The organism is Pseudoxanthomonas fibrivorans (assembly GCF_041464125.1).
Taxonomy (GTDB): domain Bacteria; phylum Pseudomonadota; class Gammaproteobacteria; order Xanthomonadales; family Xanthomonadaceae; genus Pseudoxanthomonas.
On the sequence record NZ_JBGNUG010000001.1, the window covers coordinates 19,931 to 40,980 of the forward strand.

The window sequence follows — 21,050 nt, forward strand, 5'->3', positions numbered from 1 at the left end:
GCGTACGTCCGCCCCGGGCCCGAGGCAAACCCCGGAAAGCAGGACGCCGGCACATGGCCGGCGTCCTGGAGGTTCTCGCGTCCGCCGTGGCGGCGCGCGGTCAGGCGGCGCGCGAGGCGCGCTTGCGGTCGCTCTCGGTCAGCATCTTCTTGCGCAGGCGGATCTCCTTCGGGGTGACTTCGACCAGCTCGTCGTCCTCGATGAAGTCCAGCGCCTGTTCCAGCGAGAACTTGATGGCCGGGGTCAGCTTGATCGCGTCGTCCTTGCCCGAAGCGCGCATGTTGGTCAGCGGCTTGGTCTTGATCGCGTTGACGGTCAGGTCGTTGTCCTTGGAATGGATGCCGACCAGCTGGCCTTCGTACACGTTGTCGCCTTCGGCCGCGAACAGGCGGCCGCGCTCTTCCAGCGGGCCCAGCGCGTAGGCCGGGGTCGGGCCGGGCGCGTTGGCGATCATCACGCCGTTGATGCGCTTGGCGATCGCGCCCTGCTCCTTCGGGCCGTAGTGGTCGAACACGTGGAACAGCAGGCCCGAGCCCTGGGTCAGCGTCTTGAACTCGTTCTGGAAGCCGATCAGGCCCCGCGCCGGGATTTCATAGTCCAGGCGCACGCGGCCCTTGCCGTCCGATTCCATGTTCTTCAGCTGGGCCTTGCGGGTGCCGAGCTTCTCCATCACGCCGCCCTGGTGGATCTCCTCCACGTCGACGACGAGCTGCTCGATCGGCTCCATCAGCTGGCCGTCGATTTCCTTGATGATCACTTCCGGGCGCGACACGGCCAGTTCGTAGCCCTCGCGGCGCATGTTCTCGATCAGCACCGACAGGTGCAGCTCGCCGCGGCCGGAGACCAGGAACTTGTCCGCGTCCTCCAGCTGCTCGACCTTCAGCGCGACGTTGTGCACCTTCTCGCGGTCCAGGCGGTCCTTGAGCTGGCGGCTGGTCAGGAACTTGCCGCCGGACAGGTCCTTGTTGCCGGCGAACGGCGAGTTGTTGACCTGGAAGGTCATCGAGATGGTCGGCTCGTCGACCGTCAGCGCCGGCAGCGCCTCGGGCGATTCCAGCGCGCAGACGGTGTCGGAGATGGTCAGCTCGGCGATGCCGGAGATGGCGACGATGTCGCCGGCCTCGGCGGTCTCCTGCTCGATCCGCTCCAGGCCCATGAAGCCCAGCACCTGCAGGACCTTGCCCTGGCGCTTCTTTCCTTCGCGGTCGATCACCGCCACCGGCATGTTCTTCTTCAGCGTGCCGCGCTGGATCCGGCCGATGCCGATGACGCCGACGAAGCTGTTGTAGTCCAGCTGGCTGATGCGCATCTGGAACGGGCCTTCGACGTCGACCTCCGGCTTGGGCGCGTGCTGCATGATCGCTTCGTACAGCGGGGTCATGTCGCCCGAGCGCGCTTCCGGATCGAGCGAGGCGTAGCCGTTCAGGGCCGAGGCGTAGACGATCGGGAAGTCCATCTGCTCGGCGGTGGCACCGAGGCGGTCGAACAGGTCCCACACCTGCTCCACGACCCAGTCGGGACGCGAGCCGGGGCGGTCGATCTTGTTCACCACGACGATCGGCTTGAAGCCCATCGCGAACGCCTTCTGGGTCACGAAGCGCGTCTGCGGCATCGGGCCGTCCATCGCGTCGACCAGGATCAGCACGGTGTCGACCATCGACAGCACGCGCTCGACCTCGCCACCGAAGTCGGCGTGGCCGGGGGTGTCGACGATGTTGATCCGGTTGCCCTGCCAGGTGATGGCGGTGTTCTTGGCCAGGATGGTGATGCCGCGTTCCTTTTCCTGGTCGTTGCTGTCCATCACGCGCTCGGCCAGCACGGTGCGTTCGGACAGGGTGCCGGACTGCTTCAGGAGCTGGTCGACGAGGGTGGTCTTGCCGTGGTCGACGTGGGCGACGATGGCGATGTTGCGCAGGTTTTCGATGGACATGGATTCTGGGATCGTGGCGCTTGAGATCAGAAACGCGCACCCAGGTACCCCCTTCGAAGGGGCAAGGCGCGCGGAGGGGTCGAAAAGGAAGCGCGCTATTATAACCGGTCAACCGCCCCCACCGGGCATCTGGAGCTGAATACATGAGCCTGACCGCCACCTTCGACACCGCCAAGGGCGTCATCAAGGTCGACCTGCTGCCCGAGAAGGCGCCGCTGACCGTGGCCAACTTCGTTAACCTGGCCCAGCGGGGCTTCTATGACGGGCTGAACTTCCATCGGGTCATCGCCGATTTCATGGTCCAGGGCGGCTGCCCCGAGGGCTCCGGCCGCGGCGGCCCGGGCTACCGCTTCGAGGACGAGACCAGCAACGGCGTGGCCCACGAGCGCGGCGTGCTGTCCATGGCCAATGCCGGCCCGAACACCAACGGCAGCCAGTTCTTCATCACCCACGTCGCCACCCCGTGGCTGGACGGCCGCCATACCGTGTTCGGCAAGGTGGTCGAGGGCCTGGATGTGGTCGACGCCGTCGCCCAGGGCGACAAGATCAACTCGGTGAAGATCGAGGGCGACGCCGCCGCGGTGCTGGCCGCCAAGGCCGACCGCGTCGCCGAGTGGAACCGTTACCTGAGCGCCTGACCGGCGCCCGCGGCCGTGTCCGGCGAAACCTCCGCCGGACCGGCCGGCCCGGGGCCGCGTGATAAAATCGCCGGCTCCCGGCCCGGCCGCCCGACCCGAATCCACATGCGCATCCTCGGTCTGCTGCTGGTCGTCGGCCTCCTCGGCGGGCTCTATGCCTGGTGGTCGGCGGATCGCCAGCCGGAGCTGCATCCGGACGACCCGCGCACGCTCACCGGCGAAGCGGGCATCGTCATGCTGGCCGCCGAATGGTGCGGCTACTGCCGCAAGCAGCAGGGCGACTTCGAGCGCGCCGGCGTGCGCTACCGGGTGCTGGACATCGACGACGAGGACGGCGACCGCGCCATGCGCGCGCTTGGCGCCCGCGGCGTGCCGGTGACCGTGGTCGGCCAGGCCGTGATCCGCGGCTACAACACCAGTGCCCTCGACGAGACCCTGACCCCGCTGGGGTACGACGTCTACTAACCCGCGCGCCGCCACGGCCCGCATTGTTCTCCACGCGACACATCGCACCCACCGAAGGACCTCCCCACCGATGAAGACCCCCGTTCGAGTTGCCGTCACCGGCGCCGCCGGCCAGATCGGCTACGCCCTGCTGTTCCGCATCGCCTCCGGCGAAATGCTGGGCAAGGACCAGCCCGTGATCCTGCAGCTGCTCGAGCTGCCGATGGAGAAGGCCCAGGCCGCGCTCAAGGGCGTGATCATGGAGCTGGAGGACTGCGCGTTCCCGCTGCTGGCGGGCGTGGTCGGCACCGACGACCCAGAAGTGGCGTTCAAGGACGCCGACGTGGCCCTGCTGGTCGGCGCGCGTCCGCGCGGCCCGGGCATGGAGCGCAAGGACCTGCTGCTGGAGAACGCGAAGATCTTCACCGCCCAGGGCGCGGCGCTGAACAAGGTCGCCTCGCGCGACGTGAAGGTGCTGGTGGTCGGCAACCCGGCCAACACCAATGCCTACATCGCCATGAAGTCCGCCCCGGACCTCAAGCCCGAGAACTTCACCGCCATGCTGCGCCTGGACCACAACCGCGCGCTGAGCCAGCTGGCCGCCAAGGCCGGCGTGGCCGTGGGCGACATCGAGAAGCTGGTGGTGTGGGGCAACCACAGCCCGACCATGTACCCGGACTACCGCTTCGCCACCGCCGGCGGCGTGTCGCTGAAGGACAAGATCAACGACGCCGACTGGAACGCCAACGACTTCATCCCGAAGGTAGGCAAGCGCGGCGCGGCGATCATCGAGGCCCGCGGCCTGTCCTCGGCCGCCTCGGCCGCCAATGCCGCCATCGACCATGTCCGCGACTGGCTCCTGGGCAGCAACGGCAAGTGGGTCACGATGGGCATCCCGTCCGACGGCTCCTACGGCATCCCGGAAGGCGTGATCTTCGGCTTCGCGGTCACCACCGAGAACGGCAAGTACACGATGGTCCGCGACCTGCCGGTGGACGACTTCAGCCAGAAGGCGATCGACAAGACCCTGGCCGAACTGGAAGAAGAGCGCAGCGGCGTCGCCCACCTGCTCTGACCCGCGGTTTGCACGGTGTCACGCGGGGCGGCTTCGGCCGCCCCGTTTTTTTTGCACCCGATACCGTGGCCGCGATGCGGTCCGCGAACCGGGCGCGTTGCGCGTGCCAGCGCCTCCACCGGCGCATGACCGATGGCACATGCGTGGCCTGGCCGGGGAGGGCGGTGTTGTCGCCATGCTAGGTTGCACGATCTTCATGATCGCGGGGACATGCATGCGCACGACGTGGCGCCCTCTAGGGCTGGGAATGGGGATCGTGGTGCTGGCCGGAGGCGGGTTCGCCCCGATCGCACAGGCGGCTGGCGACGGCTACCGGCAGCCGCCCGAGCCGCTGCTGGGCGTGCTGCGCGCGCCGCTGAACCCCTCGCCCGTGATCGACTCCACCGGTAGCCGCGCCTTGCTGGTGCGGCAATCGCTGTATCCGCCGGTCGAGCGCGTCGCCGAGCCCTACCTGAAGCTGGCCGGCGTGCGGATCGAGCCACGCAACCGCAGTCGGCACGACCGCTCCAACGGCTATGGCATCCGCACCTGCCTGGACGGCTTCAGCGTGCTCGACCTGGCCACCGGCGCGCAGACGGTCGTGGCGCTGCCTGCCGGCGCCTGCCCGGGCATGCCTTCGTGGTCGCCGGATGGCCAGCGCTTCGCCTTCGACAACACCACCGACCGCGGGGTGGAGCTGTGGTTGGGCGACGCGACGACCGCGGCGGTGCGGCGCATCGAAGGCGTGCAGCTCAACACCATGCTGGGCAGCGAGGTGCAATGGCTGGGCGCGCAGCAGACGTTGCTGGTCAAGCGCGTCCCACCGGGCCAGGGGCCGGCGCCGCAGAAGGCCGCGGTGCCACCGGGGCCCGAGATCAAGGAGGCGATCGCCGGCAAGGGCGAGAGCAGCACCTACGAGGCCCGCGACACCCTCTCGGGGCCCGAGGACGAGGCGCTGTTCGACTACTACGCGGCATCGCAGTTGGCGACGGTGGATGTGGCGACCGGCGCGGTCGCCGCGATCGGCCAGCCGGCGGTGATCGGGGAAGTCGATGCGGCGCCCGATGGCCGGCATGTGCTGGTCGAGACGCTGCAGCGTCCGTATTCCTACGTGACCACCTGGAGCCGCTTCGCCCGTGACGTCGCGGTGCTCGACCTGGACAACGGCCGTGCCCGCACCGTGGCGCAGCTCCCGGTCGCCGACCGGGTGCCCGTGCGCGGGGTCCCGACCGGACCGCGCAGCCACGGCTGGCGCGCGAACCAGCCGGCGACCCTGGTCTGGGCCGAGGCGCTGGATGGCGGCGACTGGAAGGCGGACGTGCCTGCACGCGACCGCCTGATGAGCCTGGCCGCACCGTTCACCGCCAAGCCGCGCGAGGTCGCCCGACTGAAGCAGCGCTACGCCGGCATCGACTGGTTCGCCGAGGGCGGTCGCGCGCTGGCCCACGAATACGACGCCAATCGCAACTGGCAGACGACGACGCTGGTGGACGTGGACCAGCCCAGCGTGCCTGGACGCGTGCTGTGGGACCTGTCCACCGACGAGCTCTATGCCGATCCGGGCAGCCCGCAGTATCGCCGGCTCGCGAGCGGCGCGTGGGTGCTCCGCGAGGAGGACGGCGCGCTGTTCCTGGCCGGTGGTGGCGCGACCCCGCAGGGCAATCGCCCGTTCCTGGACCGCTACGACCTCGCCAGCGGCCGGACCCAGCGGATGTTCCGCAGCGCGCCGGACGCCTTCGAGAATTTCATCGGCTTCGCCGGGGGCGACACTTCACGCCTGCTGACCTGGCACCAGTCGCCGGTGGATCCGCCGAACCTGCACCTGCGCGCGCTCGGCGACGCCTCCCCGGATGCGGCCGGGGGCGAGGCCGTCTTCGCTTCGACGGCGCGGGCGGTGACCACCTTCCCGGATCCAACGCCGCTGGTCCGGGGCGTCAAGAAGCGACTGGTGACGTACAGGCGCAAGGACGGCGTGGAGCTGTCGTTCACGCTGTACACGCCGCCGGGCTACCAGGACGGCACGCGGGTGCCGGCCATCCTCTACGCGTATCCGGCCGACTACGCCGATCCCTCCAAGGCCGGCCAGGTCAGCGGGTCCGAGCAGACCTTCACCCGGCTGGCCGGGTACCGGCTGCTGCTGCTGGCCGGCTACGCGATCATCGACAACGCGTCCTTCCCGATCGTGGGCGACCCGAAGACCGCCTACGACACCTACCTGGAGCAGCTGGTGGCCAACGCGGAGGCGGCGGTGGACAAGGCGGTGGAGCTGGGCGTCGTCGACCGCGGGCGGATCGGCGTGACCGGCCACAGCCACGGCGCGCTGATGGCGGCCAACCTGCTCGCGCATACCGACCTGTTCCGCGCCGGCGTGGCCTCCAGCGGCGGCTACAACAAGACCCTGACCCCGTTCGGCTTCCAGAACGAGCGGCGTTCGTTCTGGGCCGCGCCGCAGGTCTACGACCAGGCATCGGCGTTCTTCCATGCCGACCGCATCGACGAGCCGCTGCTGATCGTGCACGGCAGCGACGATGCCAACCCGGGTACCGAGTCGACCCAGTCGCCGCGCCTGTTCCAGGCCATCCGCGGCAACGGCGGCACGACCCGCCTGGTGATGCTGCCGTTCGAACCGCACTGGTACACCGCGCGGGAATCCAACGAGCACTTCGTGGCCGAGATGCTGGCCTGGTTCGACCGCTACGTGAAGGAAGCGCCGTCGCAGCGGTCCGCTCGCGCCGAAGCGGGCAGGGGCGTCGGCAAGCCGTCGGGTTGATCGGACCGGTCAACCCGTGGCGGACGGAAAGGCCGGGTTTTCCGGCCTTTCCACATCCATGTGCGTGGATTTCGACCAAGGTCGCAGGGTCGTTCAAGGTGGGCGGGACTATGCTCCGGCCATCGCCAGCCCGTCGTCCCCTGGGAGGGAGGCCGCCATGCGCTACGAAGACCTGTACCGGCGTTCGGTGGAAGAACCCGAAGCGTTCTGGGCCGAGGCCGCCGCCGCCATCGACTGGCAGGTGCCGCCGCAGGCGATCCTCGAATACACCGATCCGCCGTTCCGCCGCTGGTTCGCCGGGGGCACCACCAACCTGTGCCACAACGCGGTCGACCGGCACCTGGCCGAGCGCGCCGACCAGCTGGCGCTGGTGGTGGTGTCCACCGAGACCAACGTCACCCGCGAGATCACCTACCGCGAGCTCCATCGCGAAGTGAACGCGTTCGCGGCGGTGCTGAAGAAGCTCGGCGTCGGCAGGGGCGACCGGGTCGTCGTGTACATGCCGAACATGGCCGAGGCGGTGTTCGCGATGCTGGCCTGCGCGCGCATCGGCGCGATCCACTCGGTGGTGTTCGGCGGATTCGCCGCACACAACCTGGCGCTGCGCATCGACGACGCGCAGCCGAAGCTGCTGGTCGCCGCCGATGCCGGCAGCCGCGGCGGCAAGGTCATCCCGTACAAGCCGCTGGTCGACCAGGCCTGCGCGGAAGCGAAGTTCCCGCCGCCGAAGGTGCTGCTGGTCTCGCGCGGGCTGGACCCGGCGCAACCGCGCGTCGCCGGCCGCGACGAGGACTACGCGGTGCTGCGCGCGCAGGCCCTCGAGGAGCACGCCGGCGACATCCAGGTCCCGGTGGAATGGCTGGAGTCCAACGAGCCCAGCTACCTGCTGTACACCTCGGGCACCACCGGCCGGCCCAAGGGCGTGCAGCGCGACGTCGGCGGCCACGCGGTGGCGCTGGCGCTGTCGATGCGCACGGTCTACGACGTCGGCCCCGGCCAGGTCATGTTTTCCACCTCCGACGTGGGCTGGGCGGTGGGGCATTCGTACAACGTCTATGGGCCGCTGCTGGTCGGCGCGACCTCGCTGCTCTACGAAGGGTTGCCGGTGAACCCGGATCCGGGCGTGTGGTGGTCGCTGTGCGAACGCTACGGCGTGCGCACGATGTTCTCCTCGCCGACCGCGGTGCGCGTGCTGAAGAAGCACGACGTGGCGTACCTGCGCGACCACGACCTGTCCAGGCTGCGCTACCTCTTCCTGGCCGGCGAGCCGCTGGACGAGCCGACCGCGCAATGGATCACCGATGCACTGGGCAAGCCCGTGATCGACAACTACTGGCAGACCGAGACCGGCTGGCCGGTGCTGTGCCTGCTGCCCGGGGTGGACATGAAACCGGTGAAGTTCGGGTCGCCCGGGCTTCCCAACCTCGGCTACCGGCTGCGTGTCATCGACGAGGCGACGGGCAACGAAGCGGCCGCCGGGCAGAAGGGCGTGCTGGTGATCGAGCCGCCGCTGCCGCCGGGCTGCATGACCACGGTGTGGAACGACGACGCCCGCTTCCTGAGCAGTTACTTCAGCCATTTCAGGGAGCTGCTCTACAGTTCGCTGGACTGGGCGATCCGCGACGAGGACGGCTACACCTTCATCCTGGGCCGCACCGACGACGTGATCAACGTGGCCGGCCATCGACTCGGTACGCGCGAGATCGAGGAGTCGGTGTCCAGCCACCCGGCCGTGGCCGAGGCGGCCGTCATCGGCGTTCAGGACGAGCTGAAGGGCCAGGTGCCGGTGGTGTTCGCCACGCTCAGGCGCAGCGACACCGTGCCCGCCGAAGCGGCCGCGCAGATGATGCGTGCGGTGACCGACCAGCTCGGCGCGGTGGCGCGGCCCTCGCGCGTGTACGTGGTCAGCGCGCTGCCCAAGACCCGCTCGGGCAAGCTGCTGCGGCGCTCGCTGCAGGCCCTGGCGGAACATCGCGACCCGGGCGACCTGTCCACCCTGGACGATCCCGGCTCGCTGGAGGAAGTCAGGCGCGCGCTGGAGCGGGACGCCGACGCCGGGAGCTGAAGCGGCGTTACAGTTGGGCCTGCGTGGATGGCGCGCGGATGCGGGTGGCGGCGATGCTCACGGGAGGCTGCCTGTGCGGGGCATCGCGGTACCTGTCCCCGGGGCCGGTCCTGTTCGCGGCGATCTGCCACTGCCGCGACTGCCAGCGCGCGTCCGGCAGCGGCGGGGTGCCGGTGATGGGCGTGGAGAAGGCCTCGTTCGCCTGCAGCGGTCCCGTTCGCGCGTGGCGCTCCCCCGGCGGCAGCGGCCGGTCCGCGGTGCGCAACTTCTGCGGCGAATGCGGCAGCCTGCTGTTCGGCACCCCGGAGTCGGCGCCGGACCTGGTCACCGTGTATGCCGGCAGCCTCGACGAGCCGGCGCGGTTCGAACCGAGCGCCGCGCTGTTCGTCGCCCAGCGCCCGCACTGGGCCAGGCTGGCGGCGCGGCTGGCCGAACACGACGGGTTGCCGCCGGATGCCTGATGCGGGGGCGGTGCGCGGTCGCAGCAGCGCGGCGCGGCGTCGACATGGCCGCGCCGGCGGTTTGTGCGAGGCCTGCGCCTCCGGCACCTGTGGAAGCTGAAGTATTCACGCCGTCTTCACCCCTTCCGCCACGCCGGTTGTCCACGCAAGACCGCGTACCCGAATTCAGTTACGCTCCTCCGACTAAGTCGGCTGGGGGGGCCCGCGTGTGTGGCGGGCGTGGCCCGGCCGCCCACACAGGAACCCATGCATGGCCGCCCTCGACCCGCGCACGCTCAAGCTCATCGAATCCAGCCAGACCGCCGTCATCGACGCGTGGGTCGCCAGCCTGGCCCAGGCCTCGCAGGACGGGCGCACCTCGCAGCGCGAACTCGATGTCCAGGTCCGCGAATTCTGGCGGCTGTTCCTCGGCGCTATGCACGCGGCGGACGCAGGCAACCTGCAGGGCCGGGAGTGGGACGAGATCCGCCACTTCCTCGAAGACCTCTCGCGCGAGCGCGTGCTCAAGGGCTTCAGTTCGTCCGAGACGGCGACCTTCATCTTCTCGCTCAAGCGCCCGCTGTTCGACGTCATCCAGCAGGCCAATGCCGACTCGCCGGTGGAACTGGCACGGCAGCTGTGGGCGGTTTCCGAACTGCTCGACCAGCTCGGCCTGCACACGGTCAAGGCCTACCAGAAGACCCGCGAGGAAGTGATCCAGCGCCAGCAGGAAGAAATGCTGGAGCTGTCCACCCCGGTGGTGAAGCTGTGGGACGGCGTGCTGGCGCTGCCGATGATCGGCACGCTCGACTCGCAACGTACCCAGGTGGTGATGGAGTCGCTGCTGCAGCGGATCGTCGAGACCGGCTCGGAGATCGCCATCATCGACATCACCGGCGTGCCCACGGTGGACACGCTGGTCGCCCAGCACCTGCTCAAGACCGTCACCGCGATCCGCCTGATGGGCGCCGACGCGATCATCAGCGGCGTGCGCCCGCAGATCGCCCAGACCATCGTCCACCTGGGCCTGGACCTGCAGGGCATCGTCACCAAGGCCAACCTGGCCGACGCGCTGGCGCTGGCGCTCAAGCGCACCGGCCTGACCGTGTCGAAGGCGGGCTGACGCGTGGAACGCATCCCGATCCTGCAGATGGGCGACATCCTGCTGGTCACCATCCAGGTGGACATGCATGACCAGCTGGCGCTGACCCTGCAGGACGACCTGACCGAGCGCATCCGCGCCACCTCCGCGCGCGGCGTGCTGATCGAGATTTCCGCGCTGGACATCGTCGACTCCTTCATCGGCCGGATGATCGCCACGATCTCGGCGCTGGCCTCGGTGATGGACGCGCGTACCGTGGTGGTGGGCATGCAGCCGGCCGTGGCGATCACCCTGGTGGAGCTGGGCCTGAACCTGACCGGCGTGCGCACCGCGCTGAACGTGGACCGGGGCATGAAGCTGCTGCAGCAGATCGACGACGAGGCCCGATGAGCACCAGCGGCCAGTTGCCGGTTCGCACCGAACAGGACGTCGTGCTCGCCCGCCAGGCAGCGCGCCAGGCGGCGGTCGCCTGCGGCCTGCGCCTGGTCGACCAGACCAAGCTGATCACCGCCGCCAGCGAGCTGGCGCGCAACGCCGTGGTCTATGGCGGCGGCGGCCACATGAACTGGGAAACGGTGCAGCAGGGCGTGCGCAAGGGCGTGCGCCTGGAGTTCGTCGACCAGGGCCCGGGCATTCCCGACATCGACCAGGCCCTGACCGACGGCTGGACCTCCGGCAACGGCATGGGCCTGGGCCTGTCCGGCTCGCGCCGGCTGGTGGACGCGTTCGAGCTGGACAGCGCACCCGGGCGTGGAACCCGGGTAGCGATCACCAAATGGGCGTAGGGTTCGCCGGCCACGCCACCCGCACGATACCGGTCGAGGAGTCCTCCCAGGTAGGCCAGGTGCGGCGCGAGGCGCTGGGCCTGGCGGTGCTGGCGGGGTTCGGTGAGCTCGATGCGGGGCGCGTGGCGCTGGCCGCGACCGAGCTGGCGACCAACGTGCTCCGCCATGGCGGGGGCGGACGGATCCTGCTGTCGCTGGTGCAGGGGCGGGCGGGCAAGGGCGTGGAGGTCTGTGCGACCGATCGCGGCCCGGGCTTCTCGCTGGCCCGCTGCCTGCCCGACGGCTTCTCCACCGCCGGCAGCCAGGGCCAGGGCCTGGGCGCGATCCAGCGCCAGTCGCAGGTGTTCGACGCATGGTCCGACGACCGGGGGGCGGTGGTGCTGGCGCGCATCTACGCCGAAGAGGCGCCGGCCAGCGACCTCGGCTACGGCGCGCTGCGCGTGCCGATGCGGCATGAGCTGGTGTGCGGCGACGGCTGGTTCCTGGGCTGGGACGCGGGGCGCCTGGTCGTCGCGCTGGTCGACGGCCTCGGCCACGGGGTGCAGGCCAACGAGGCGGCCGAGCTCGGGACCGCCGCGGTCGCCGAAGCGCCGGACCTGCCGCCGGACGAACTGATCGCGCGGATGCATGCGCGGATGTCGCGCACCCGGGGCGGCGCGGCGGCGGTGTTCTGCCATGACGAAGCCACCGGCCAGGCGCGCTTCGCCGGGGTCGGCAACATCGCCGCTTCGATCCACGAGGGCGGCGCCTCCGGCCGGGGCATGGCCTCGCATCCGGGGATCGTCGGCGGGCAATACCGGCGCGCGGCGCCGTTCGCCATCCCGGCGGCGTCCGGTGCGCTCCTGCTGATGCATAGTGACGGCCTGCAGTCGCGCTGGAACCTGGGCCAGTACGAAGGCCTGGTGTTCCGCCACCCGGCGCTGGTGGTGGCGGTGCTGCTGCGGGATTTCGATCGCGGGCGCGACGACACCAGCGTCATCGCCGTCCGCCTGGGAGGACGGGCATGAACAGTGCCGTGGACATCGACGCCGAACTGCAACGGCTGCGCGCGGAAAACGCGGCCCTGCGGGCCGAGCTGGACGAGACCAACCAGGGCGTGCTCGCCCTGTACGCCGAACTGGACCAGCAGGCCGAGGAGCTCAAGCAGGTCTCCGAGCTCAAGAGCCGCTTCCTTTCCTACATGAGCCACGAGTTCCGCACGCCGCTGGGTTCGATCCTGAGCATCACCCGGCTGCTGGAGGACGGGCTGGACGGCCCGCTCAACGACGAGCAGCTCAAGCAGGTGCGCTTCGTCAGCGCCGCGGCCGTGGAGCTGCGCGACATGGTCGACGACCTGCTGGACCTGGCCAAGATCGAGGCCGGGCGCATCTCCATCTCGCCGGCGTGGTTCGACCTGATGGACCTGTTCTCCGCCTTACGCGGCATGTTCCGCCCGCTGGTGGAGGGCGCCGGCAGCGTCGAGCTGGTGTTCGAGGATCCGCCGCCGCTGCCGATGCTGTACACCGACGACAAGAAGCTGGCGCAGATCCTGCGCAACTTCATCGCCAACGCCCTGAAGTTCACCCCGCAGGGCCGGGTCTCCGTTTCGGCGCGCCTGCAGGGCGAGAGCCACGTCTGCTTCAGCGTGCGCGACACCGGCATCGGCATCCCCGAGCACATGCTGGGCGCGCTGTTCGAGGACTTCGTCCAGGTCGACTCGCCGATCCAGAAGCGCCTGCGCGGCACCGGCCTGGGCCTGGCCCTGTGCCGGCGCTTCGCCGAGCTTCTGGGCGGCAGCGTCGGCGTGAACAGCGTGGTCGGCGAAGGGTCGGAATTCCACGTGATCCTGCCCATCGCGCTGCCGGAGGGAACCGATGACGGAGGCTAGCCGCATCCTGGTGGTGGACGACAACGTCGCCACCCGCTACTCGGTGCGCCGGGTACTGGAACACCACGGTTTCAGCGTCGAGGAGGCCGGTACCGGCACCGAGGGCCTGGAGCGGCTCGAACGCGAGGCATTCGTCGCGCTGGTCCTGGACGTGAACCTGCCGGACATGAGCGGCTTCGACGTCGTGCGCACCCTGCGCGCCTCGCCGCGCACCAGCCTGCTGCCGGTGGTCCATGTCTCGGCCGCCTCCATCGCCACCGGCGACCTGATCACCGGGCTCAACGCCGGCGCCGACGCCTACCTGGTCCATCCGGTGGACCGCGACGTGCTGCTGGCGACGCTGCGCACGCTGCTGCGCGTGCGCAGGGCCGAGGAAGCGCTGCATGCCAGCGAGGCGCGCTTCCGCGAGATCTTCGAGAACGTTGCCGCGCCGATCGCGGCGGTGTCCTGCGACCTGGACGTGCGCGAGGAGAACCCGGCGTTCCGCAAGTTGCTGGTCGAGGCTGGCGCGCCGACCCTGGCCGCGCTGTTCGGCGACCAGCCGGTCGCCGGCCTGCGGGACGCGCTGCGCAACGACGGCAGCTGGCGCGGCACGTTCACCCTGCAGACGCCCGCCGGCGCGCGCGTCACCGAATGGCGGGTCACGCCCTACAAGGAGCCGGGCGTCGGCCTGCTGTACGTGGAAGACCAGACCGAGCACCACGCCCGCGAGCGCGCGCAGCGGCTGCAGCTGGACTCGGCCACCAGCGAGCTGGCGGTGCAGATCGCCGAGCGCGAGCGCACCGAGCTGGAGCTGCAGCAGGCGCTGAAGATGGACGCGCTGGGCAAGCTGACCGGTGGCATCGCGCACGACTTCAACAACCTGCTCACCGGGATCATCGGTGGCCTGGACATGATCGGCATGGCGCTGGAGAACGGGCGGCTGGAGCGCATCCCGCGCTTCGCCAGCATGGCCTCGACCTCCGCCTTCCGCGCCGCGGCGCTGACCCAGCGCATGCTCGCCTTCGCCCGCAAGCAGTCGCTGGACACCACCGCCTTCGACATCGGCGCGCGCGTGTCCACCCTGGCCGAGCTGCTGACCCGCTCGATCGGCGAGAACATCGCGCTGGAGTTCGACCTGCCCGCGCAGGGGCTGGTGGTGGTGGCCGACGCCAACCAGCTCGAGAGCGTGGTCCTGAACCTGGTGATCAACGCCCGCGATGCGCTCGCCGGCGCCGGACGGATCACGATTTCCGCGCGGCCGGTGGTGGTCCACGGTGGCGAACTGGCCCCCGGCGACTACGTGAGCCTGTGCGTGTCCGACGACGGCCCCGGCATTCCCGCGGACATCGTCGACAAGGTGTTCGAGCCGTTCTTCACCACCAAGCCGATCGGCGAGGGCACCGGCCTGGGCCTGTCGATGACCTACGGCTTCGCCCGCCAGAGCGGCGGCACGGCCCGCGTGCACAGCGTGGTCGGGCAGGGCACGACCATCGAGCTGCTGCTGCCGCGCGGCGAGCAGGCAGGCGACGCCGACGCCGGCGACGAGGCCGCGGTCGAAGGCGGGGCGGAGAGCATCCTGCTGGTGGACGACAACGAGCTGGTGAGGGCCATGTCGCAGGAAGTGCTGGTCGACGCCGGCTACGAGGTGGTGGCCTGTGCGGACGCCGGCGAGGCGCTGCAGGCGCTGGCCGGGCGCCGTTTCGACCTGCTGCTCACCGACGTCGGCCTGCCCGGCATCAGTGGCCGCGAACTCGCCGACCGGGCCCGCGAGCGACAGCCGGCGCTGCCGGTGCTGTTCATCACCGGCTACGCGGAGAACGCGCAGAACCGCCAGGCCTTCCTCGGCGAGGGCATGGACATGCTGCTCAAGCCGTTCAACCTCAACGAACTGCTGCGCGCGGTCCGGCAGAACCTGGGCTGAGCCGGACGGCGGAGGCGCGGGCCGCCGCCAAGGCAAGGCGCTTGCGTCGCGCGCTGGCGGGAGGATGATGCGGCGATGGCCGGACGTCCCGGCGCGCCGCCGGTTGTCCGCCTGCGACTGCGCATGTGCGCAAGGGAGACGTGACCGTGGCTTCATCGAGGAAGAAGACGGCACCGGCGGGCAACAACGGCTGGAAGACCTGCAGCCGCGGGCACAAGTACCGCGGTCCCGGCCCGTGTCCGGTCTGCTGGCCGGGCGGCGCGGGGAAAAAATGACCCGCGCGGCCGGGGAGGCAAGCCGGAGCGGAACGCGGTCCCGGCGGGGGCGGGAGGGCCTCGGCGAGGCGCGCGGCCGAAGAGGACTTGCGCGGTGATGCATCCCGGTGACGGTCGAGAGCGTCCGTTCGAGCTTCCGGTTCGGGAGACGTGCGACCTGTGCGAAGGCATCGCCGGGCGCGAGGAACGATGGGCCGTCATCGAGGAGGGCGCGGCCACGCTCACGGTGATCAACCCGTGGCAGTTCGAGGTCGGCCAGTGCTGCGTCATCACCCGCCGGCACGTCGCCACGCTGCTCGACCTGTCCGACCAGGAGTGTGCGGCGGTACTGCGGGCGGCCAGGCGGGCCGCGGCAGCGCTCGTCGCGGCCTATCGCCCGCTGGGCCTCCTCACGTTCCAGAACAACGGGGTCTACAGCGGCCAGGAAACCCCGCATTTCCATTTCCACGTGGTGCCGCGGCAGGCGGGCAGCGACTGGGGCATAGGGCCGCCCCAGCTGGCCACGTTCGACGGCGCCGGCCGCCGGCCGGGCACGCGGCACGATCCCGCCGGCGATGCGCCGCGCCGCGAGCGCGTCCGTGCTCCAGCGGGTCAGTTGGCTGCAACGGCGGCCCTGATCCGGTCGAACCTGCCGGACTAGTGAAGCGCACGGGCGGCGATGCCGGCCTTGGCTGTGCCGGTCCCCCCAAGGCCCGCGTGCGCATGCCCGGTCCGGGCGAATCGAGTGTGCGCGTGTCCATCGATTCCGCTCATGCCGCGATCCCGTGCTGCGGAGCAGCGGGGTCGTGGTGCACGCACAAGATGGTCAGGCCGTGGCCACCTGCGCCTGGCCGGAGAGATGGGCCCGCGTCACTGCGCACGCGGATCGGCTCATCACGCATGCGACCGGGAGGGGCCCGACGCCGGCGGGCCTCGCCTGCCGTCGCGATACCGCCAACACGTTTGCCGCCGGGCCGGATGGAACGTAGGATCAGGTCCAGGCATCACGCCGTTCCACCCGCATCGCCGTCTTTGTCCTTCGGTTTATCGAGGAGATCAGCATGGCCGTCGCAGGGAAATGGGCAGTCGCATCGATCGTCCCCATGCTGTTCCACGCGTGGGCTGCCGGCGCGGAACCGGTGGGGAACGCGTCCGCTGCGCCGGACCGGCTCAGCGCAATGTTCGCCTGGTGGAACCAGGCGATGGCCACGCCCGGCGCCTTCACCGAAGAAGCCTTCGCGCGCCACTTCACCGACGACGCCCCGCTGGTGATCAACGGGGTGGAAACCATGCGCGGGCCCGCGGGCTGGGCCGAGCGCTTCCAGATGATCCAGGCCGCCACCGACGCGGTGGAGATCGTGCTGCCGTTCCGCTACAGCTTCCAGCAGGGTGATCGCATCTACACGTACCACGTCATCCGCAGCCGCGCGGGAGGCAAGGTGGACTGCATGCTCGCGGCAACGACATCTCCGCGTTGCGCAGCCTGGGCTTCGTGATGAAGGGCGGACGCGTGTACCGAAACGACTGGGATGCGGCGGCCGGCGGCGATGCCACCGGACCGGGCAGCGACGTGGTCGGCGGGACCGGGATGCCGGGGCACGACGACGTCTTCTGAACATGCGGTGCGGATGCCGCGCCGGCAAGGTGCCGTTGCGGGATTGCAGTGTGTCGCCGGCCTCGCGTGGAGGCCCCCGTGGGCCGCTCGGCCCGAACAGGAGAGGATCATGAAGAAGCTGATGCCGGCGCTGCTGGCGATGGTGCTGACGGCGGGCGTGGCGGCGTGCGGCAGTTCCGGCGCGCCCAGGGCCACCGATGCCGAGCGCCTGGCGTTCTATCACGCGCACGCGGGCGACCCGGTGCGCAGTTTCCGCATGTTCGGCCGCCTCAATGGCTGGACGCCGCTGGGCAACAGCGCGCTCGTGGTCTGGACCCGGCCGAACGAGGCCTTCCTGCTCAATTTCACCGGGCCCTGCCAGGACCTGCAGTTCGCCAGCTCGATCACCTTCTCCCACTTCTCCAACCAGGTCACCGCGCGCTTCGACACGGTCAGGCCGGTCGGGCCCGGGATCAGCCAGGTCGGGCGCATTCCGTGCCGGATCGACACGATCCGTCCGATCGACGTGCAGGCCTTGAACCAGAGCCGCGAGGAGATCCGCCAGGCCAATGCCGAGGCCCGGCAGGACGCGCCGCCGGCCGAGCCGCCGCCGTCGAACTGACGCGCCACCCGACGCCTCCCGTCGGGGCGGTGGAAGCCGCCTCGCCGGGAGGTTCTCCGCGGCATGCGCGCGGCGCGTGCCGCGCGAGGTCCGCCGTCTGCGTGGAGGCCGGGGACGCGCAGCGGATTCCGGATCCACGGAGCGCGCGCGCCCGGACGCGTTGCCCTCGGCGGGGGGGCGAGCGATCGCGGGCCGCATACACGCCGCCACCCGGACGTGGTCTGCCACGTCGCCGGGCCTGTGCGCGGCGGCACAGCCGCCATGCGGCCCTCCCGCGAACGCGCGCACACCGTGTCGGGCGGGCCTGCTGGCATCCGGCGCATGCCGCCCCCATGGACTCCGCACGCAGAGGGAGAAAACCGATGGGCCGCGAATGCATCGTGACGGTCTGCATCACTGCCGGAGAGGGAGGCGAGACCACCCGCCGGGACCTGGGGGAGTTCCACGCGGTCTGGGGCAAGGGGGTGGCGATCGGTCGCGATGGCTGGTGCGACATCAGCCTGCCGGGGTTGGAAACGGTGGCGGCGATCGTGCTGGCGGTGTCGAACCACAAGCTGCTGTACCGGGCCGGCTCGCCCGGGTTCGCGGAGGCGTGCAACCACGTGCGCGGGCAGGGTATTCCCGACTACGACGCACGCGTCGACAACAGCGTGTTCGCGGTCGGCCCGTACCTGGTGCAGTTCGGCGAGCGCTACGAAGACCTGCCACGCGCGCGGGATCACGCCGGCGGATGATCCCGGACCCCGTCCGCGCACGTGCGCATCCACGGCAGGCACCTGCGCCATCCGCCGGAGTCGTCCACGGCCCCTGCATCCGCGGCTGACTACAGTCGCTGTTTCCGCCAACAGGTCCAGCGCACGCGTGACCGACCCGCTCTACACCCCGGACCGGCGCTACCTCGTCGTGCGCGGACGCCTGTGGCGGGCGGCCAACCCGCACCTGTCCGAAGACGTCCGCCAGCGACTGGTCCGGCAGTTGATGGAGGCGCGCAGGGGCGTGCGCGCCGCGTTGCGCGACGGCGATGCGGACCGGTTGGGCCAGGCGCGTGCCGCGGTCCAGGCCGCCAAGGTCGCGCTGGGCGAACGCGGGCCGGCGTGGTGGACCGATGGCGCCAGGGACTACAACCGGCACCTGGCGCGGAGCAGTCCTTACGCGGACTGGTACCGCGGGCTTGGGCTATCGTAGGACCGCATGCCGGCCGCGCGTCGCATGAAGGGAGGGCGCCCGTCGGGGCGCGCGGCTCGAACCGGGCATGCCCACCATCACGGAGATCGCCATGGGTCGCATCGTCCGCCACATACTTGCCGTCGTCGTCGGGCTGTTCGCGGGCAGCCTGGTCAACATGGGACTGATCCAGCTGGGTGCAGGCCTGGTCCCGCCGCCCGCCGGGGCGGACGTGGGCACCATCGAAGGCCTGCAGGCCGCGCTCCCGCTGTTCGAGCCCAGGCACTTCCTGTTTCCGTTCCTGGCGCACGCACTGGGGACGCTGGCGGGCGCGATCGGGGCCACCCTGCTGGCGCCCGGGCGCAGCGCGGGTCCGGCCTGGGCGGTCGGCGTGCTGTTCCTCTGCGCCGGCATCGCCAACGTGTTCCTGCTGCCGGGGCCGCTCTGGTTCGACGTCCTCGACCTGGTGTGCGCCTACCTGCCGATGGCCTGGCTGGGCCAGCGGATGGTGCGTGGACGCGCCGCCCGGGTGGTCCGCACGGAGGCCGCCTGACCTTCGCTACCCCGTGACCGGGCGGCCCGCGATCCGCTTGGCGTGATCCGTCCGGCGCGGCAGTGGCGGGTGGTCCTGCTCGGGCTCCGGCCGCGCCGCCCCGCGCCCGACGCGTTGCCAGGGGCCTCGACGTCGTCCATGCCGCACATCGCCCGCAGCCGGCGGCGGCCTGGCCAGTCCGGTCGCCGCATGCGCCGGGCCAAGCCATCGGTCCACGGCATACCTTCGCCCCACATTCGAATACCGGCCGCGTCCATCGGGCCGCTATGCTCGATCGTTCTTCGACCCGCAGGTACGGACGCATGCGCGGTGGCATTCTCCTGGTGCTCCTGGCCGCGTTCGCCCCGGCGGGGGCAGCGAACGAACACGCGCCACGCGCGATCCGGCTCGACGTCGCCCGGGCGGTCGAGCCGGTGGACCGGTTCCACGACCTTTCGGTCGGCTCGGATTTCCCCGGCACGCTGATCCGCGACGACGCACAGGCGCACCTGGGGCTGGCCGTCGACGAACTCGGCTTCCGCTACGTGCGCTTCCACGACCTGTTCCACGACGCGCTCGGCACCGTCCGCAGGGTGGACGGCCGGATCGTCTACGACTGGACAAGGATCGACCAGCTGTACGACGGGATGCTGGCCAAGGGCATCCGTCCGTTCGTGGAGCTCGGATTCACCCCGGCCGAACTGCGGACCTCGGAGCAGACGCTGTTCTACTGGAAGGGGAACACCTCGCACCCGAAGACCGCGATGTGGAACGAACTGGTCGATGCCTACCTGCGGCACGTGATCGCGCGGTACGGCATCGACGAGGTCCGGCGCTGGTACTTCGAGGTGTGGAACGAGCCGAACCTGGCGGGCTTCTGGGAGGGCGCCGACCAGGCCGCCTACTTCGACCTGTACGCCAATACCGCCCGCACCCTCAAGGCGGTCGACGCGCGGCTGCGCGTCGGCGGGCCCTCCACCGCCGGCGCGGACTGGGTGCCGGAACTGCTGGCGTTCTGCCAGGCCCACGGCGTGCCGATCGACTTCGTGACCACGCATACGTACGGCGTCGCCGGCGGTTTCCTGGACGAGGAGGGCAAGGAAGACACCAAGCTGCTCGACTCGCCGGACGCGATCACCGCCGACGTGCACCGGGTCAGGCGGGAGATCGAGGCGTCCGCCTTCCCCGGCCTGCCGCTGTTCTTCACCGAGTGGAGCAGCAGCTACAGCCCGCGCGATTTCGTGCACGACAGCTACATCAACGCGCCGTACGTGCTGACCAAGCTCGCCCAGGTCGAAGGCGTCGTCCAGGGCATGAGCTACTGGGCCTACAGCGACCTGTTCGAGGAAGCCGGCCCGCCGCCGGCGCCGTTCCATGGCGGGTTCGGCCTGGTCAACCGCGAGGGCGTGCGCAAGCCGACCTGGTTCGCCTACAAATACCTGCACCAGGTCGCGGGCCTGCGGATCCCGGCAGCCGACGCCCAGGTGCGGGCGGCGGTCGATGGCGGGCGGATCACGGTGCTGGCGTGGGACTGGCAGCAGCCGCGGCAGGACGTCAGCAACACGCCGTTCTACACGCGCAAGTTTCCCGCCGGCGGCGCCGCGCCACTGTCGATCCAGCTGGCGGGCGTCGCCCCCGGTCGCTATCGGCTGGCGGTCCACCGCACCGGCTACCTCCGCAACGACCCGCTGTCGCACTACATCGACATGGGCCGGCCGGTGGACCTCACCGCCGCGCAGCTGGCGCAACTGCAGTCGGCCACTGCCGACGAAGCCGAACAGGACCGGGTGGTGCGCGTGGCGGCCGACGGCGCGTTCGCGCTGGACCTGCCGATGCGCAGCAACGACGTGGTCCTGGTGACGCTGGAGCCGGTCGCCGAATAACGC

The 21,050-nt window shown here is 70.5% G+C and carries 20 protein-coding genes; 19 read left to right on the forward strand and 1 reads right to left on the reverse strand.

Going from position 1 to position 21,050, the window contains the following annotated elements:
- Window positions 1–100 precede the first annotated feature (100 nt).
- On the reverse strand, window positions 101–1,930 hold the full coding sequence (typA, locus tag ACA089_RS00165; RefSeq protein WP_372012281.1) for a translational GTPase TypA: 1,830 nt from the start codon (window positions 1,928–1,930) through the stop codon (window positions 101–103).
- A 143-nt stretch (window positions 1,931–2,073) separates the two neighbouring features.
- Here typA and ACA089_RS00170 point away from each other — a divergent pair, with 143 nt between their 5' ends.
- The 19 genes from ACA089_RS00170 (at window position 2,074) to ACA089_RS00260 (ending at window position 21,047) form a co-directional block, all read left to right on the forward strand.
- Window positions 2,074–2,568, forward strand: coding sequence for a peptidylprolyl isomerase (locus ACA089_RS00170; RefSeq protein WP_372012283.1), 495 nt, complete (start codon window positions 2,074–2,076; stop codon window positions 2,566–2,568).
- Window positions 2,569–2,673: 105 nt separating this feature from the next.
- Window positions 2,674–3,033 carry a glutaredoxin family protein gene (locus tag ACA089_RS00175; RefSeq protein WP_372012284.1) on the forward strand — a complete coding sequence of 120 codons (360 nt, stop codon included), beginning with the start codon at window positions 2,674–2,676 and terminating at the stop codon, window positions 3,031–3,033.
- Between the two features lie 70 nt (window positions 3,034–3,103).
- On the forward strand, window positions 3,104–4,087 hold the full coding sequence (locus tag ACA089_RS00180) for a malate dehydrogenase (protein ID WP_372012285.1): 984 nt from the start codon (window positions 3,104–3,106) through the stop codon (window positions 4,085–4,087).
- Between the two features lie 247 nt (window positions 4,088–4,334).
- Window positions 4,335–6,836: a S9 family peptidase gene (locus ACA089_RS00185; RefSeq protein WP_372012287.1), complete on the forward strand. Its 2,502-nt coding sequence runs from the start codon at window positions 4,335–4,337 to the stop codon at window positions 6,834–6,836.
- A 157-nt stretch (window positions 6,837–6,993) separates the two neighbouring features.
- Complete coding sequence (prpE, locus tag ACA089_RS00190) at window positions 6,994–8,901, forward strand: propionate--CoA ligase (protein ID WP_372012289.1); 1,908 nt, start codon at window positions 6,994–6,996, stop codon at window positions 8,899–8,901.
- A 53-nt stretch (window positions 8,902–8,954) separates the two neighbouring features.
- Window positions 8,955–9,362 carry a GFA family protein gene (locus tag ACA089_RS00195; RefSeq protein ID WP_372012291.1) on the forward strand — a complete coding sequence of 136 codons (408 nt, stop codon included), beginning with the start codon at window positions 8,955–8,957 and terminating at the stop codon, window positions 9,360–9,362.
- A 250-nt stretch (window positions 9,363–9,612) separates the two neighbouring features.
- Window positions 9,613–10,464 carry an STAS domain-containing protein gene (locus tag ACA089_RS00200; RefSeq protein WP_372012293.1) on the forward strand — a complete coding sequence of 284 codons (852 nt, stop codon included), beginning with the start codon at window positions 9,613–9,615 and terminating at the stop codon, window positions 10,462–10,464.
- Window positions 10,465–10,467: 3 nt separating this feature from the next.
- The gene (locus ACA089_RS00205) at window positions 10,468–10,833 is read left to right on the forward strand and encodes an STAS domain-containing protein (protein ID WP_372012295.1); all 366 of its coding nucleotides are present in this window, start codon (window positions 10,468–10,470) and stop codon (window positions 10,831–10,833) included.
- Entirely contained in the window at window positions 10,830–11,228 is a 399-nt protein-coding gene (locus tag ACA089_RS00210; RefSeq protein WP_372012296.1) for an anti-sigma regulatory factor, read from the forward strand. Before ACA089_RS00205 ends, ACA089_RS00210 begins: the two co-directional genes overlap by 4 nt.
- A complete protein-coding gene (locus tag ACA089_RS00215) occupies window positions 11,219–12,235 on the forward strand; it encodes an ATP-binding protein (protein WP_372012297.1) in 1,017 nt (338 codons plus the stop codon). The genes ACA089_RS00210 and ACA089_RS00215 overlap by 10 nt, the downstream gene beginning before the upstream one ends.
- Window positions 12,232–13,095 (forward strand): sensor histidine kinase, encoded by an 864-nt coding sequence (locus ACA089_RS00220; RefSeq protein ID WP_372012299.1) that lies wholly within the window; start codon window positions 12,232–12,234, stop codon window positions 13,093–13,095. The genes ACA089_RS00215 and ACA089_RS00220 overlap by 4 nt, the downstream gene beginning before the upstream one ends.
- The gene (locus tag ACA089_RS00225; RefSeq protein WP_372012300.1) at window positions 13,082–14,998 is read left to right on the forward strand and encodes a response regulator; all 1,917 of its coding nucleotides are present in this window, start codon (window positions 13,082–13,084) and stop codon (window positions 14,996–14,998) included. The genes ACA089_RS00220 and ACA089_RS00225 overlap by 14 nt, the downstream gene beginning before the upstream one ends.
- A gap of 372 nt (window positions 14,999–15,370) precedes the next feature.
- On the forward strand, window positions 15,371–15,913 hold the full coding sequence (locus ACA089_RS00230) for an HIT family protein (protein WP_372012301.1): 543 nt from the start codon (window positions 15,371–15,373) through the stop codon (window positions 15,911–15,913).
- A 517-nt stretch (window positions 15,914–16,430) separates the two neighbouring features.
- Entirely contained in the window at window positions 16,431–16,748 is a 318-nt protein-coding gene (locus tag ACA089_RS00235; RefSeq protein WP_372012303.1) for a hypothetical protein, read from the forward strand.
- Between the two features lie 228 nt (window positions 16,749–16,976).
- A complete protein-coding gene (locus tag ACA089_RS00240; RefSeq protein WP_372012305.1) occupies window positions 16,977–17,468 on the forward strand; it encodes a DUF6491 family protein in 492 nt (163 codons plus the stop codon).
- Window positions 17,469–17,830: 362 nt separating this feature from the next.
- Window positions 17,831–18,202, forward strand: coding sequence for a hypothetical protein (locus ACA089_RS00245; protein ID WP_372012306.1), 372 nt, complete (start codon window positions 17,831–17,833; stop codon window positions 18,200–18,202).
- 127 nt (window positions 18,203–18,329) lie between these two features.
- The gene (locus ACA089_RS00250) at window positions 18,330–18,653 is read left to right on the forward strand and encodes a hypothetical protein (RefSeq protein ID WP_372012307.1); all 324 of its coding nucleotides are present in this window, start codon (window positions 18,330–18,332) and stop codon (window positions 18,651–18,653) included.
- Between the two features lie 67 nt (window positions 18,654–18,720).
- Window positions 18,721–19,185: a hypothetical protein gene (locus tag ACA089_RS00255; protein ID WP_372012308.1), complete on the forward strand. Its 465-nt coding sequence runs from the start codon at window positions 18,721–18,723 to the stop codon at window positions 19,183–19,185.
- 302 nt (window positions 19,186–19,487) lie between these two features.
- A complete protein-coding gene (locus ACA089_RS00260) occupies window positions 19,488–21,047 on the forward strand; it encodes a GH39 family glycosyl hydrolase (protein WP_372012310.1) in 1,560 nt (519 codons plus the stop codon).
- Window positions 21,048–21,050 lie beyond the last annotated feature (3 nt).

What these genes read in the sequence shown, in the direction of transcription:
- typA (WP_372012281.1), bottom strand. Translation starts at nt 1,930, where the DNA reads ATGTCCATCGAAAACCTGCGCAACATCGCCATCGTCGCCCACGTCGAC.
- ACA089_RS00170 (WP_372012283.1), top strand. Translation starts at nt 2,074, where the DNA reads ATGAGCCTGACCGCCACCTTCGACACCGCCAAGGGCGTCATCAAGGTC.
- ACA089_RS00175 (WP_372012284.1), top strand. Translation starts at nt 2,674, where the DNA reads ATGCGCATCCTCGGTCTGCTGCTGGTCGTCGGCCTCCTCGGCGGGCTC.
- ACA089_RS00180 (WP_372012285.1), top strand. Translation starts at nt 3,104, where the DNA reads ATGAAGACCCCCGTTCGAGTTGCCGTCACCGGCGCCGCCGGCCAGATC.
- ACA089_RS00185 (WP_372012287.1), top strand. Translation starts at nt 4,335, where the DNA reads ATGGGGATCGTGGTGCTGGCCGGAGGCGGGTTCGCCCCGATCGCACAG.
- prpE (WP_372012289.1), top strand. Translation starts at nt 6,994, where the DNA reads ATGCGCTACGAAGACCTGTACCGGCGTTCGGTGGAAGAACCCGAAGCG.
- ACA089_RS00195 (WP_372012291.1), top strand. Translation starts at nt 8,955, where the DNA reads ATGCTCACGGGAGGCTGCCTGTGCGGGGCATCGCGGTACCTGTCCCCG.
- ACA089_RS00200 (WP_372012293.1), top strand. Translation starts at nt 9,613, where the DNA reads ATGGCCGCCCTCGACCCGCGCACGCTCAAGCTCATCGAATCCAGCCAG.
- ACA089_RS00210 (WP_372012296.1), top strand. Translation starts at nt 10,830, where the DNA reads ATGAGCACCAGCGGCCAGTTGCCGGTTCGCACCGAACAGGACGTCGTG.
- ACA089_RS00215 (WP_372012297.1), top strand. Translation starts at nt 11,219, where the DNA reads ATGGGCGTAGGGTTCGCCGGCCACGCCACCCGCACGATACCGGTCGAG.
- ACA089_RS00220 (WP_372012299.1), top strand. Translation starts at nt 12,232, where the DNA reads ATGAACAGTGCCGTGGACATCGACGCCGAACTGCAACGGCTGCGCGCG.
- ACA089_RS00225 (WP_372012300.1), top strand. Translation starts at nt 13,082, where the DNA reads ATGACGGAGGCTAGCCGCATCCTGGTGGTGGACGACAACGTCGCCACC.
- ACA089_RS00230 (WP_372012301.1), top strand. Translation starts at nt 15,371, where the DNA reads ATGCATCCCGGTGACGGTCGAGAGCGTCCGTTCGAGCTTCCGGTTCGG.
- ACA089_RS00235 (WP_372012303.1), top strand. Translation starts at nt 16,431, where the DNA reads ATGTTCGCCTGGTGGAACCAGGCGATGGCCACGCCCGGCGCCTTCACC.
- ACA089_RS00240 (WP_372012305.1), top strand. Translation starts at nt 16,977, where the DNA reads ATGAAGAAGCTGATGCCGGCGCTGCTGGCGATGGTGCTGACGGCGGGC.
- ACA089_RS00245 (WP_372012306.1), top strand. Translation starts at nt 17,831, where the DNA reads ATGGGCCGCGAATGCATCGTGACGGTCTGCATCACTGCCGGAGAGGGA.
- ACA089_RS00255 (WP_372012308.1), top strand. Translation starts at nt 18,721, where the DNA reads ATGCCCACCATCACGGAGATCGCCATGGGTCGCATCGTCCGCCACATA.
- ACA089_RS00260 (WP_372012310.1), top strand. Translation starts at nt 19,488, where the DNA reads ATGCGCGGTGGCATTCTCCTGGTGCTCCTGGCCGCGTTCGCCCCGGCG.